The 13,077-nt window shown below is 66.8% G+C and carries 10 protein-coding genes; 5 read left to right on the top strand and 5 right to left on the bottom strand.

Annotated features, from left to right (window positions below; all coding sequences use genetic code 11):
* The first annotated feature begins 182 nt into the window (after window positions 1–182).
* Entirely contained in the window at window positions 183–1,001 is an 819-nt protein-coding gene (locus HUW62_RS06450) for a DedA family protein (protein WP_163867342.1), read from the top strand.
* Window positions 1,002–1,157: 156 nt separating this feature from the next.
* Window positions 1,158–2,546, top strand: a complete 1,389-nt coding sequence (locus HUW62_RS06455; RefSeq protein ID WP_163867343.1) for an MATE family efflux transporter — start codon at window positions 1,158–1,160, stop codon at window positions 2,544–2,546.
* A gap of 67 nt (window positions 2,547–2,613) precedes the next feature.
* On the opposite strand, the gene HUW62_RS06460 is transcribed toward HUW62_RS06455, so the two are convergent.
* The 4 genes from HUW62_RS06460 to HUW62_RS06475 all read right to left on the bottom strand — a co-directional run bounded on the left by HUW62_RS06460 (window position 2,614) and on the right by HUW62_RS06475 (window position 7,970).
* Entirely contained in the window at window positions 2,614–5,202 is a 2,589-nt protein-coding gene (locus HUW62_RS06460; protein ID WP_163867344.1) for a pitrilysin family protein, read from the bottom strand.
* A 22-nt stretch (window positions 5,203–5,224) separates the two neighbouring features.
* On the bottom strand, window positions 5,225–6,490 hold the full coding sequence (locus HUW62_RS06465; protein WP_255203278.1) for an MFS transporter: 1,266 nt from the start codon (window positions 6,488–6,490) through the stop codon (window positions 5,225–5,227).
* The gene (locus tag HUW62_RS06470) at window positions 6,487–7,653 is read right to left on the bottom strand and encodes an aminopeptidase (protein ID WP_163867346.1); all 1,167 of its coding nucleotides are present in this window, start codon (window positions 7,651–7,653) and stop codon (window positions 6,487–6,489) included. The genes HUW62_RS06465 and HUW62_RS06470 overlap by 4 nt, the downstream gene beginning before the upstream one ends.
* Before the next feature lie 146 nt (window positions 7,654–7,799).
* On the bottom strand, window positions 7,800–7,970 hold the full coding sequence (locus HUW62_RS06475) for a hypothetical protein (protein ID WP_163867347.1): 171 nt from the start codon (window positions 7,968–7,970) through the stop codon (window positions 7,800–7,802).
* Window positions 7,971–8,394: 424 nt separating this feature from the next.
* On the opposite strand from HUW62_RS06475, the gene HUW62_RS06480 reads away from it, so the two are divergent.
* The 3 genes from HUW62_RS06480 (at window position 8,395) to HUW62_RS06490 (ending at window position 11,088) form a co-directional block, all read left to right on the top strand.
* On the top strand, window positions 8,395–9,207 hold the full coding sequence (locus HUW62_RS06480) for a DUF2092 domain-containing protein (protein WP_163867348.1): 813 nt from the start codon (window positions 8,395–8,397) through the stop codon (window positions 9,205–9,207).
* Between the two features lie 17 nt (window positions 9,208–9,224).
* Complete coding sequence (locus HUW62_RS06485) at window positions 9,225–9,590, top strand: hypothetical protein (RefSeq protein WP_163867349.1); 366 nt, start codon at window positions 9,225–9,227, stop codon at window positions 9,588–9,590.
* Window positions 9,591–9,783: 193 nt separating this feature from the next.
* Window positions 9,784–11,088, top strand: coding sequence for a PQQ-dependent sugar dehydrogenase (locus HUW62_RS06490; protein WP_176433884.1), 1,305 nt, complete (start codon window positions 9,784–9,786; stop codon window positions 11,086–11,088).
* A gap of 183 nt (window positions 11,089–11,271) precedes the next feature.
* Here the strand turns inward: HUW62_RS06490 and HUW62_RS48045 are convergent, their stop codons facing one another.
* Window positions 11,272–12,786, bottom strand: coding sequence for a hypothetical protein (locus HUW62_RS48045; RefSeq protein WP_217911164.1), 1,515 nt, complete (start codon window positions 12,784–12,786; stop codon window positions 11,272–11,274).
* Window positions 12,787–13,077 lie beyond the last annotated feature (291 nt).

A 13,077-nucleotide genomic window follows, 5' to 3' on the forward strand; every position in this document is an offset into this window, starting at 1 on the left:
TTAAGTCGTCGGCAGCGTCAGATGTGTATAAAGAGACAGCGCCAGTCGCGAGGGGTACTTCGGGTTGAAGACCCTGTCGCGGAGTTTTGAGGACGCGCGCCCGGTTGATGTGTGGGCGCTGGATGGGCTGGCTCGGGCGGTGACCTGGCAAGCCCCTCGGAAGTGAACGGACGGGACAACGCGTGCAAGACCTTCTCACCCAACTGCTTGGCGACTCACAGGGCTTCATCGCCTACGCCACCGTGTTCGGCATCCTCGTGGCCTGTGGCCTGGGGGTCCCGTTGCCAGAGGACATCTCGCTCATCCTGGGTGGCTTCCTGGCGCACAAGGGCGCCGCGAGCCTTCCGGTGATGATGGCGGTGGGCTTCGCCGGCATCCTCGTGGGTGACAGCCTCATCTTCCTCGCCGGCCGTCGGCTGGGCGGGAAGCTGGGGCGCGGCAGTGACGGCAAGGGTGGGGGCTTCTTCGCGCGCATCGTCACGCCGGAGAAGCGCGCCCGGGTGGAAGGGCTCTTCACGCGCCACGGACAGAAGATTGTCTGTATCGCTCGCTTCATGCCGGGCGTGCGCGCGGTGACGTACTTCACCGCGGGCTCGGTGGGCATGCCCTACTGGCAGTTCATCTTCTGGGATGGGCTGGCGGCGCTGCTGTCCGCGCCCGTCTTCGTGTGGCTCGGCTTCCACTTCGGTGGCGAACTGGACGTGCTCATCTCCAAGTTCAAGGAAGGCCAGTACGCCGTCATGGGCGTGCTCGCGGTGGCCGCCATCGGCTACTTCCTGTGGCGTCGCAGCCGCGCGGCGGCGAAGAAGGCCCAGGCCAGCGAGGCGCCCTTCACGCCCGTGTCGACTCCGTCGAACTCCTCCTCCGACGAGTCCTCCTCCGAGGCGACCGCGGCTCGCAACAACGTGAAGGGTGGCTCCGAGCCGCTGTTCAAGGTGAGCTCCACCTCCTCCGAGAAGTCGCCGGTGACGGCCTCCTCGCGCGAGCTGATGAAGCACTGAGGGGGCGCGCGTGACGCGTCCGTCACGTGCGTCGGTCTGTCATTTGAACTCATAGGAGCCGCGAGGCTCGTTGAGTGTGTGGCAGGCAGGTTCGAAGGGGCTGGCGACGCGGTGCGGCGGCTGTTAGTCCCTCGCCCGCGTTCAGCGCGGCGGACCATGTCAGACACGATTGAGCAGGGCCCCACCCGGATGGGGTTGTTTCGGCTGACCTGGCCGATCTTCCTGGAGCTCCTCCTCTTCATGGCGATGGGCACGGCGGACACGCTGATGCTCAGCGGTGTGTCCGACGACGCGGTCTCCGCGGTGGGGGTCGTCAATCAGTACCTGTTCATCTGCATCCTCATCATGGAGGTGGTGAGCAACGGCGCCTCCGTCGTCGTGTCCCAGTACCTGGGCGCGCGTCGCTCAGCGGAGGCCGCGCGCATCTCCGCGGTGGCCATCACCCTGAATCTGCTGCTCGGCGTGACGGTCAGCGCGGGGTTGTTGCTGTTCGGGGATGCGCTGCTGTCGCGGATGAACCTGCACGGAATCGTGCTGGAGCATGCTCGGACGTACATGGGAATCGCCGGAGGGTTCATCTTCCTCCAGGCGCTCATCAACGTGTGCTCCAGCCTGATTCGCACCTATGGCTTCACGCGCGAGTCGATGTTCATCGCGCTGGGGATGAACGCGTTGCACGTGGGCGGCAATGCGCTGCTCATCTTCGGGATGCTCGGGTTTCCTCGACTGGAAGTGGCCGGCGCGGCCATCTCCACGGTGGGCAGTCGCGCGGTGGCGCTCGTCGTGTTCGCCTGGCTGTTGTACCGGGTGATGGACGTGAAGATGCGCGCGCGTGACTACGTGACATTCACCCGGGACACGCTCCGGAAGATCTTCCGGGTGGGCGTTCCCTCCGCCGTGGAGCAGGGGACTTACCAGTGCTGCCAGGCGGTGTTCCTGTACTACGTGACGTTCCTGGGGCCCACGGCGCTGGCCTCTCGGCAGTACGCGAATGCGATTTCCCAATACATCTTCCTGTTCAGCCTCGCCGTCGGCATGGGCACGGCCATCATCGTGGGCCGGCTGGTGGGCGCGGGGCAGGCGGACGAGGCGTACCGCCGCGTGCTCCAGAGCCTGAAGTGGGCCGTGGCCATCACCGTCGTCGTGGACGTGGTGGCCATCCTGGTCCGCGCGCCGCTGGTGGGGTTGTTCACCCATGACGGGGACATCGTCCGGCTCACGTCCCAGGTCATCGTCCTGGGGCTCCTGTTGGAGACGGGGCGCTCCTTCAACCTGGTGCTGGTGAACGCGCTGCGGTCCGCGGGAGATGCTCCGTTCACCGTCTACATGGGCTTCTTGTCCATGGTCTGCATGAGCCTGCCCCTGGGGTACGTGCTGGTCTTCAAGCTGAACCTGGGGCTCGCCGGCGTGTGGCTGGCGGTTGCAGCCGATGAATGGCTGCGAGGCATCTCCATGTGGATTCGCTGGAAGAGCAGGGCGTGGGAGCAGAAGTCCCTGGTCGACCCGGTGGATGCTCCCGCTGTCGTGGCGGTCGTGAGCGCGTAGGCCCGTGCGAGGAGCCCTCCGTGATGCGGATGGGCTCCTTGCCTCTAGAAGACTGGGACGGAGCGCGTCAGGGCCCCATCATCGCCAGCGAGCTGCGTTCGAAGTCGATGACTCGCTGGGCCACGTCACGCACGTGCTCGGCCGTGACCTCGGAGACCCGCTGCGCATAGTGCTGGAAGTTCTCCTGGCCGACGCCGAGGCATCCATCCATTGCCAGCATCGCCGCGCGGGCCGCATTGCGCTGGAGCCCCAGTTCATGGACCCCGATGAGGTGCTGGTGCGCCCGCTCGAGCTCTTTCTCGCTCACCCGTTCGTCCCTCACCCGCTCAAGCTCGGAGCGGATGACCGCCAGCGCGGATGTCGCCTTCTCTGGGCTCGTCCCCAAAGAGATGGCGAAGTAGCCCGGGTCCACGCCTTCCACGCTGTGGCTGTTCACGCTGTAGGCCAGGGCGCGCGTGTCGCGCAGTTCATGAAACAGCCGGCCGCCTTGTCCCGAGAGCAGGGTGCTGAGCACCTTCAGGGGGTGGCGCCATGAGTCGGTCACTCGTGCCCCATGGAATCCCAACGCCAGATGGGTCAATGCGCGCGCGAGCACCTGCCTGTGCTCGCGCGGCGACTCGGGCAGCGCCTCTGGAGCCACGGAAGGTGGCGCGGCCATTCCTGCCGGGGCTTCACCGAAGAGCTCGTGTGCCTGAGCCAGGACCTCATCCGCACATACGTCTCCCACCACGCTCAGCACCATCTGCGCGGGTGTCATGTATGCCGCGTGCCAGGCGCGCAGCATTTCGGGCCCCAGCCGCTCCACCGCGGTTCGCGCTCCCAATACCGGCAGCCGGTAGGGATGCGTGCGGTAGAGGGTGCTCGCGAGGGCATCGAACACCCGTCCCTCGGGATTTCCCTCGCGAACACCCAGCTCCCTCGACATGTTCTCGCGTTCGCGAGTCACCGCGTGCTCGGAAAACAGCGGGGCGCGCAGGCAGTCCGCGAAGAGTCGGAACGCGGGTTGGAAGTGGCGTGACAGGAACTCGCCGCGAAGCTCCACCAGGTTGCGCCCTTGAGCACCTTGGAGCGAGCCCGCCATGGTGGTGATCTGCTGGGCAATGGCCTCCGCGTCGCGAGTGGCGGTGCCACGGGTGAGGCACCGGCAGAGCAGGGCTGTCAGCCCGTTGGTCTCCGCGGTCTCGTAACGCACGCCACCCGGGAAGGCTGCTCGCATCGCGACGAGCGGCACCGCACGCGTTTGCTGCACCAACACCCGCGCCCCGGACGGCAGCCGGGCCTCCACCACCGCTCGCGCCGTCACGGCCGTTTTCCAGGGAAGGGGTCGGGTCGACGGCGCTGGCTTCCCAAGCTGGGAGACGGGTGCGCGTGCGAGTGGGGTGCATTCACGCGCGGCCCGCATCAGCAACGTCTCCGCCTTCGCGGCAGGGAAACCGCGACGCTCGGGGAGAAGCCCGGTGAGAATCGCCCGGTCGAAGCGCAGATAGTGTTCCGCCACCTCTTGTAAACGCTCCGGGGTGAGCCGAGCGATGGCTTCCTGGTAGCGCGCCTCCGCCTCCAGGCCTCCTTGCATGAACTGGTAGTAGCCCAGCCGCCGCGCCAGCTCCTGCACCTCCTCGCGCTGTTGGACGGCCCGTGCTTCGAAGTGGGTCTGCAACAGCAGCAGCTCCTCGGTGGGCACCAGTTCCGCGCGCAGACGGCCCAGCACTCGCAGTTCCTCCGCCAGCGCCTCCACCAGCGTGTCTGGCGCGAGCGTGAACCGAAGGGAGAAGAGGCCAGGGTCCAACGGTGTGTAGGCCGAGGACTCCAACGCCCTGACGAGCCCCCGTTTGTGTTTCCACTCCCGGATGACCCGCGAGCGCTCCCCCAGTCCCGTCAGCAGCGCGAGCACGTTCAGCGCCGGCACGTCCGGATGCGAGATGTCCGGGATGGAGAAGCCCAGGTGCAGCCACGCCTCCTTCGCACCATCTTCTCGCAGGCACACCCGTGGCGCGGTGCGCTCCGGCTCCACGGGGCGCCGCACCGGCTCCGAACAGGGCTGGCCCCAGTCACCCCCCCAAAACTCGTCCACCCATTCCCGCAGCTGTGATTCGTCGAAATCACCCGCCACGCTGAGCACCAGATTCCGCGGGGTGTAGTGCCGCGCGTAGAATTCGAGCACCTGCTCCCGGGTGAAGCCGCGCACGCTCGCGGCGGTGCCAATCACGGGGCGGCCGTAGGGGTGCTGAGCGTAGGCCGCTTCGAAGAACTGCCGCGAGGCACGCCGCGCGGGAAGGTCGTCGTTGCGTTTGATCTCCTCGCACACCACCTCGATTTCACGCACCAGCTCACCCGCATCGAATGAGGAGCCGCGCACCGCATCCGCGAGGATGTCCAGCCCAAGCCGGGCGAACCGGCTGGCGATGACGACATGGAAGACGGTCTGGTCGTAGCTCGTCCAGGCGTTGATTCGCCCGCCATGGGCTTCTACCTCCCGGGCGAGTTCCCCTGGTGCCCGCCGCGCCGTGCCCTTGAAGAGCATGTGTTCATGCAGGTGGGCCAGGCCCAATTGGTCAGGGCGCTCATCCGCGCTGCCAGCCCGGACCCAGACCTGGAACGCGACAGCGCGGGTGGTGTGTCGTGGCTCGAAGACGACGGTGAGCCCATTGTCCAGCATGTAGGTTTGTGCCGTCAGGGTCCTAACCTCCCACCATGGCCTGCCGCTTGAGCACCAGGCGACGACGCCACGCGAGCCCCAGCACGAGCGCGGTTCCCGACAGCAGCGCGAAGACGAAGCTCACCGCGAAGGTCCGGGGGACGCCCAGAGACGCCCCGAGCGTTCCCCCCAGGATTGCGCCCAGCATCGTCGAGACCTCGGGCATCAGGCTGACGACGGCCATGACGCGGGCGAGGGCATTGGAGGGGACCTGCCGGGGGACCTCCGCGAAGAGCGTGATGAGGAGCAGCGAGGCGCCGAAGCTGCCCATCAACTCGTAGTTCAGACAGGCCAGCAGCCCCAGCGCCCCGGGCCGGGCCAGCGGCAGCAGCGCGAACGAGCCGGTGAGCGTGGCCACTGCCATCGCCAAGGTCCTTTGGGCGCCCAGGCGACGGTGGAAGGCCCCCACGAGGAGGCTGGCGATGATGCCCCCCACGGAACCCACCCCCAGGATGGGTCCGATGAGCGACGGCGACATGCCCAGGTGCTCGGACATGAAGAGGACCAGCAAGGCGGAGACCACGCCGTTGGCCAGACAGAGATACCCGACGATGCCGAGCCCCAGGCCCAGGAAGGGCCGCTGGAGCAACAAGGAGAAACCCAGGGTGAGCCCCTTCACGCTCGCCGTGTCCCTCGCCAGGTCATGTCGTGGCTTCCTGGGGACACGCACGGCCATCGTCAGGCCCGCGGCCACCATGAAGGAGGCCGCATCCACGAACAGCGCCACCGGCGCGGAGAGCACGGAGACCAGCACGCCCCCCAGGCTGCGCCCCGAGACGTCGGCCAGATTGCGCGTCACGCCAAACCGGCCGTTGGCCTCCACCAACTGCCCATCTCCCACCACGGCCGAGAGGAGGGGGGCCGCGAACATCCCACCAATGGCGCTGACAGACGTCAGGCAGAAGGCCGTCCCCAGGAGCACCCCGAAGCTCAGCAGGCCCATCCACCAGAGCACCGGAATGGCGGTGATGAGCAGGCCGCTCAGCAGGTTGCACGCCGCCATGACGGGCACATGGCGCGAGCTCGCATCCGCCCATGCCGCCGCGGGGAGCCGCAGCAGCAACGTCGGAGCAATCTCCACGGCCAGCAACAACCCCATCTGATGGGGCGTGAGGTTGAGGAGGGTCACCGCGACGAGCGGCAGCGCCACCTTCGTCACCGCTGAACCCGACAAGGAGACCGTCTGCGCCGCCCAAAGCCGCAGAAAGGGGGCGTTGCGCCAGAGATCGGGCGGAGGGCCCAGGCTCATCCTGCCTGCTGTGTCCGGGGGACGGCCTTCTCGCGCACCGGCAGCGGGCACAGCTCGCGCAGCTCATCTTCGCCGGTCAACCCGCAGCAGTTTCCGTCGATGTCCTCGTTGAAGACCAACCTGGGATGGGGCAACTGCGAGGGGGTGAGCTTCAGCAGGTCCAGCGGCACCGGATCATCATCCACCCAGACATGGCCTCCAGGGGAGATGAGGTCCATGTGGATGGGCGAGAAATAGTCCATGACATGGATGCTTTGGTTGTGCTGGCCAAAGCCAAGATGCACGCCTGGCTGGCGTTCGTTGAGGTGCGAGTTCATGGGGATGAAGTCGCCCAGTCCGCCATTCGTTCCAAAACCCACCTCGCCCACACGCCGGGAGTGGGGTTGGGCGAAGACCGCCTCCACCAGGCGGCTCACTTCCGGACTGTTGCACTCGTGGTCGACGGCCTGGCCGTCCTTGATGCGGATGCGGATGGGGTTCTTGGCCAGGCGTGCATCAACTGGGGTCATGGCGTTGACGTTGAAGGCCCCGTCCGCGACCAGGACCCCATCCACCGTGCTGGGAAATGTAGCCACCTCTCCCGCGGGAAGGATGAGGAAACTCCCGGGCCGCCACACGCCGCGGTTGCTGATCCACCGGTACCGGTCGGAGTCGAGACCGATGCGCAGGTCTGTTCCCGAGGGCGTCTTCACCCTCAGTTCACGCGCCTTCATGAACCTGTCCAGCAGGCCGGAATTGATTTCCGACAGGGTCCCGGATTTGACGTTCAGCGCCTTGATGAAGAACTCCTGGGAGGCATTGATGATTCGGACCACCAGCCACTTGTCCAGGTCGTAGCGCATCAGGGCATCTCGGATGATTTGCATGTGCGACATCGAGTCGCGCTCGACGGTGATGAGGATGAGCTTGCCTCGGAGGCGCTCGGGATGCGGAAGCGCCGCGTCCAGCCGCTCCGCGAACGTCTCGTCCTTGAGGGGCCGGGGCCGCATCCCCAACAGGCAGGCCTCCATCCCACGCATCCTCAACGCCGTGGCAATCCATGCGGCGGACTCGCGACTCTCGGGCGTGTACGCCACGAGGACCTGGTCCTCGGGCATGAGGCGCGCATAATCGCCAAGCAGGACATCAATGCCAGCCCAGACTCGCTCGTCCACTTTGCTCATCTCGCGACTCCCTTGACGTGCTGCGGCAGCAGGTTGAGATTGCCCATGGTTCACTTCACGCCGAATGAACTGCGCAATCCTTACGCCTGTCCCAGGCCACCATCCGTGCCTGGGACAGGTATGTGCAAGGTCCTGCGGAGGGACGATCAGTTATTCTGTCCGGTGCTCCAGATGTCCCACATGCCGATGGTGTGTTCGACATGGGCGCCGCTCTGGTTGCATGAGTTCAGCCCGGAATTCTCGAAGCCTTCCGGCTCCGCGCTCTGCATCTCCATCAGGGTCTGCGCAAGGATCTCATCACGGTTCGAATTTTCCATGTGCAACCTCCCGGCATGTCGGTCACGCCTGAATTGGCGCCCTTAATTGCTATCACAATTGTCTTTTCGGGCCATGCGCCCTGTTGTGAGCGCATTGCTTGTTGTGGATTTCGGACAGTGTCCGGCCTTGGGGTTCTTGAGCTTCAGTGGCGTGGCGCGCTTGCGCCGTTCGTGGCTGAACATGGTGCCATTGTGATTTGTCGAGGTGTGTCGTGCTTTGTTTGGGCGATGCTCGCTGCCGTAGCGGATTTCCGTGATAGGGATTTCCGCATCACGAGGCCGTAGGCAGGCGTGCGCGGCGGGGGCTTGCTCCAGGGGTGGCTGCCTGAAGTGAGCAAGGCCCGCCTGGACTTGCTCATGCCCCACGCATCTCCAAGTTCATGAAGAAGATGAGTTCTGGACATCCATAGGGGAGGAGTTCGGCATGGGGCTTCGAAACATGGGCTCGAGGAAGCGGCTGCTTTCGCTGGCGCTCTGCGCGGGCGGACTGGTGAGTGGTCTCTCGCCCGCGCTCGCGGCGCCAGGGCAGGCAGCGGCGGGGGAGCAGAAGGCGCCCGCGGTCGACCCCCAGGCCATCAAGGCCTTGGAGAAGATGGGCGGCTTCCTGCGGAGCCTGCCTGCGTTCGCGATTACGGCGGAGACGACCACGGACGAGGTCCTGGTCAGTGGTCAGAAAATCCAACTGTCGTCGGAAGCCGAGATTCGGGCGCGCCGCCCCGACAAGCTCAGGGTCGACATCAAGTCTGACCGCAAGCAGCGCCAGCTCTTCTATGACGGGAAGACCTTCACGGTGAACGGTCCGAAGGGCGGCTACTACGCTTCGTTCGATGCGCCTCCCACGCTGGCGGAGACCATCGCCACCGCCGAGCATCGCTACGACGTCGAGATTCCCCTGGTCGACCTCTTCTACTGGGGGACGGACAAGAGCGGCATCAAGGACATCCAGTCGGCCATCGACGTGGGTCCCGCGACCATCGACGGGGTGGAGACCGAGCAGTACGCCTTCAAGCAGCAAGGCGTGGACTGGCAGGTGTGGATCGAGAAGGGGGACAAGCCCCTGCCCCGGAAGCTCGTCATCACGAATACCCAGGACCCCGCGCAGCCGCAGCACGTCGCGGTCCTCGATTGGAACCTGAAGCCCAATGTCAACAATGCCGTGTTTGCGTTCAACCCCCCGAAGGATTCCCACCGGATTCAATTCGATACAGGCCCGTCGAATCCCGGAAGAAGCCCGTGAGCAAGGAGCGTGAACCCATGAGCCCCTTTTCAACCCTGAAGACCCTCGCGGTCGTCCTCGGCTTCGGACTGCTCGCCGGGAGCGCCGAGGCGCGTGAGGTCCGCACCACGACGACGACCCACGTCAACAACAACGTCAACCGGAATGTCGACGTGCACCGGGACATCGACGTGGATGTCGACCGGAACTATCACCCGGTGGCGACGGCCGCCGCCGTGACGGCGACCGCGGCTGCCATCGGCTCAGTGACTCGCTCGCTTCCTCCGTCGTGTTCAACGGCGGTGGTCGGCGGCGTCACGTACCAGAACTGCGGAGGCACCTGGTACCAGCCTCGCTACTCCGGCACCGAGGTCTCCTACCTCGTGGTGAACCCGCCGAGGTGACCTCCAGTTCGCGAAGGGGGGCAGTGAAACCCTCGGGTGGCGGGACGGGCCGTGAGCAGCGTAACTTTCCACCGTCGGATGCCCGGCGCCGCACGGTCTCGGGCTGAATCGCGGCCTTCCCGCGACGAGACTTGCGCGTCAGGACGCATGACAGCAACTTCTCCTCCCCCTCATTCCCCCAGGAGAGAGTCGCATGCGAGTCCTGTCGATGCCCCTCATCGTCGCAGCCCTCCTCGTCGGTTGCAGCGATGACCCCGACCCCACGCCGACGCCCCCAGACTCGGGCGTCCCGCGGCAGGATGCGGGTGTCCCGCCGGAAGACGCGGGTGTCCCGCCCGAAGACGCGGGCGTTCTTCCCAGCGGCCCCCCGGTTCCGCAGGGCCCGCCCAACGTGCCCGAGTTCTCTCCGGCCTTCCCCCAGCAGACACGCGCCCCGGCCATCCAATCGCAGACGGCAATCCAGGTCACTGAGATTGCATCCGGCTTCAGGAACCCCTGGGCCATCGCCTTCCTGCCCGACCAGCGCATGCTGGTGACGGAGAAGGCCACCGGCTCGCTCTACATCGTCACTCCGCAGGGCGCGAAGTCGCCCGCCGTCGCGGGGCTGCCCGCCGTGGATGCCCGTGGCCAGGGCGGGTTGCTCGACGTGGAAGTCGGTCCCGACTACGCGCAAAGCAAACTCATCTACTGGACCTATGCCGAGCCACGCACGGGCGGCAACGGACTGGCGGTGGCGCGCGCGCAGCTCGTGGATGGCGCGCAGCCTCGCGTGGAGGAGGTTCAGGTCATCTTCCGCATGATGCCCACGCTCGAGTCGACGCTGCACTCGGGCGGACGGCTGGTGTTCACCCCCGACGGCAAGCTGTTCGTCACGCTCGGAGAGCGCTCCATCCTCGCGGGCCGGGTGCAGGCGCGGGACGTGAAGAGCCACTTCGGCAAGGTGGTCCGCATCAATCCCGACGGCTCCGTGCCCCAGGACAACCCATACGTGAACACCGCGGGCGCGAAGCCCGAAATCTGGTCGGTGGGCCACCGCAATGTCTTGTCGGCGGCGCTCGACAGCCAGAACCGGCTGTGGACGGTGGAGATGGGGCCAAAGGGGGGCGACGAGCTCAACCGGCCCGAGAAGGGCAAGGACTACGGCTGGCCCACCATCGGGTATGGCGAGGAGTACAGCGGCGCGCCGATCCACGACAGCCCCCAGGGCCCGGGCATGGAGCAGCCCGTGTACTACTGGGACCCGGTGATTGCCCCCTCGGGGATGGCCATCTACACGGGGACCTTGTTCCCCGAGTGGCGCAACGACATCTTCGTGGGAGGACTGGTCAGCCAGGCCCTGGTGCGGCTCATGGTGCGCAATGACCTCGTCGTGGGCGAGGAGCACCTGCTCAAGGACCGCGCCGAGCGCATCCGCGAGGTGGTGCAGGGGCCCGATGGCGCCCTCTACCTGCTGACCGACGCCACCAACGGCAAGCTGCTCAAGGTCACACCGCGCTGAGGTTCCCGCTCACCACGGCATGATTGGCGCTCCCCAAGGGACTGGGTCCTTGGGGAGCGCGGCCTGTCGTGGTGGAACGGTCGAATAGAAAAGCCCTCGGAGCTTCCCTGCCGCCGCAAGGTTGCTCCGAGGGCCCCTCTACCGAGCAGCTCCCCCGCTCGGGTCACCCACTTCGATTCAAGCTCACAGCATGCCGGCGATGTCCTTCACCACCTGCGGAGCGGCCTCCGTGTTGGCCAGCGCGCCCGCCGCGCCACCGAGCAGGAGCGAGGCCGGGTTCACTCGGCCCGTCGTGACGGCCCCGAGGACACCCTCCGCGGCGCCCTTCAGCGTGTTGACGTAGCCCTTGGCCGCGCCCTCGAAGACGCCCTTCACGCCACCCTCCGAGTCGCCGATGCCCGTCAGCACGTTGCTCACCGCCGGCAGGAACCACAGGTGCTTGCCCGCCTCACCCGCGGCCCACTGGAAGTTGTCCTTGTTGCTCCCGTCCGCCTTGACGTGCGTGTCCTTCGTCGTCGGAAGCTGCTGCTCGCCCAGGAATGAGTAACCCTGCTCGGCGAAGTCCTTCACCATGCCGGCCTCGGTGCCGTGCCGCGCATCACCGCTCTTCGTGATGCCCTCGATGTTGCCGTCACCCTTGCCGTTCTTCACCTTGCTGTCCCGGTCCCCACCGTTCGACGCCTTCGCGCTGTCGATGAACTCCAGCACCTTGGCCAGGCGGAACACCGCGTCCGGGTTCTGCTTCGCGTCCTTCAGGTCCAGCTTGGGGTCGATGCCCGTCTGCTTGCAGAGCTGGTCGAACTTGATGTCCTTCTGACGGCCCAGGTTCTTCAGCGCGGGCGAGTCGTCGACGATCTGCGCCGCCGAGCGCTTGTCCCCGGCCGGGCGCTTGTCATTGGCGCTCGGGATGCCGGAGGACTCCGGCTCGGCCTGCGGCGCGGCGAGTGGCGTGGCCTCACGGGCCGGCGCGAAGTCCCTCAACTGCGGGGGCAGCCCGCGCGGCGCGGGGTTGACGGGCGCCTGGAGCGAGGGCGGCGGAGCGAAGTCCTGGAGCTGCGAGGGCAGCGGAGCGAAGTCCTGGAGCTGCGAGGGCAGCCCACGGGGCGCGAAGTCGACGGGGCCCGGCAGCGAGGGCACCTGCATGCCCTCCAGCATGTCCCGCGTCATCATCGGCGGCGCGGTGGGGAACCCGAGATCCTGCGGGAGCCCGTCCATCGAGGGCAGGCCCCTCGGCATGGGCGCGTTCATGGGCGAGAACTGCTCCATCGACGGCAGTCCGCCGCCCATCATGGGCGAGAACGCCTGCATCGCGGGCTGGCCCCCGGCCATCATGGGCGAGAGCGCCCCTCCCATGGCGGGCAGTCCTCCGCCCATCATGGGCGAGAACGCCTGCATCGCGGGCAGGGCGGCCCCCGACACGTTCGCGAGCGTCTCCATCGCGGGCGTGACGGCCCCCGACACGTTCGAGAGCGCATCCAGCGCGCGCGTGCCACGACCGCCGGCCGCGGGGTTCCTGCCATCGAACCCATCCGTCGGCCGCTGCGACTGCGAGGGCGCATTCGTGGGGTTGCGGAACTTCACGTCCTGCTGCGTGGGAACCGAGGAGGGCGTCTTCTTCGGCGGGGTGACCGAGGTGGAGTCCGCCGGGTTCTTGTTCAGCTTCGGGGAGGAGAGGGACGAGGGCTTGAGCTTGACCATGGGATCACCTGTTTCAGGAAAGCGATGGGGGACCGCCGCGGCGAGGAGTTCGTCGTCTCGCCCGTGCTCTCCCTCATTGCAGCGCGAATGCCAGCCATCCCGGACCCGCAACCCCGCGACTTTACTGGAGCAGAGCGTTCCACTCGGGCCCCCAGCCGATGACTGCAGTCATCAGGGGACTGGCTCCAGTCATCAGCGCACACCCGCGACGCCGTAGTCGTCCCGCCACCTCGAGTGGCTGCCGCGTCGGACCCGTGAGTCCGAGTCGCGGCAGCCACCGTCTGTCCCAGC

Origin of the sequence: Myxococcus sp. AM011 (assembly GCF_013372595.1) — a bacterium.
In the GTDB taxonomy this organism is placed as follows: domain Bacteria; phylum Myxococcota; class Myxococcia; order Myxococcales; family Myxococcaceae; genus Myxococcus; species Myxococcus eversor.

Coding starts and splice junctions, on each gene's coding strand:
- HUW62_RS06455 (WP_163867343.1), top strand. CDS start 1,158: ATGTCAGACACGATTGAGCAGGGCCCCACCCGGATGGGGTTGTTTCGG.
- HUW62_RS06460 (WP_163867344.1), bottom strand. CDS start 5,202: ATGCTGGACAATGGGCTCACCGTCGTCTTCGAGCCACGACACACCACC.
- HUW62_RS06465 (WP_255203278.1), bottom strand. CDS start 6,490: ATGAGCCTGGGCCCTCCGCCCGATCTCTGGCGCAACGCCCCCTTTCTG.
- HUW62_RS06470 (WP_163867346.1), bottom strand. CDS start 7,653: ATGAGCAAAGTGGACGAGCGAGTCTGGGCTGGCATTGATGTCCTGCTT.
- HUW62_RS06475 (WP_163867347.1), bottom strand. CDS start 7,970: ATGGAAAATTCGAACCGTGATGAGATCCTTGCGCAGACCCTGATGGAG.
- HUW62_RS06480 (WP_163867348.1), top strand. CDS start 8,395: ATGGGGCTTCGAAACATGGGCTCGAGGAAGCGGCTGCTTTCGCTGGCG.
- HUW62_RS06485 (WP_163867349.1), top strand. CDS start 9,225: ATGAGCCCCTTTTCAACCCTGAAGACCCTCGCGGTCGTCCTCGGCTTC.
- HUW62_RS06490 (WP_176433884.1), top strand. CDS start 9,784: ATGCGAGTCCTGTCGATGCCCCTCATCGTCGCAGCCCTCCTCGTCGGT.
- HUW62_RS48045 (WP_217911164.1), bottom strand. CDS start 12,786: ATGGTCAAGCTCAAGCCCTCGTCCCTCTCCTCCCCGAAGCTGAACAAG.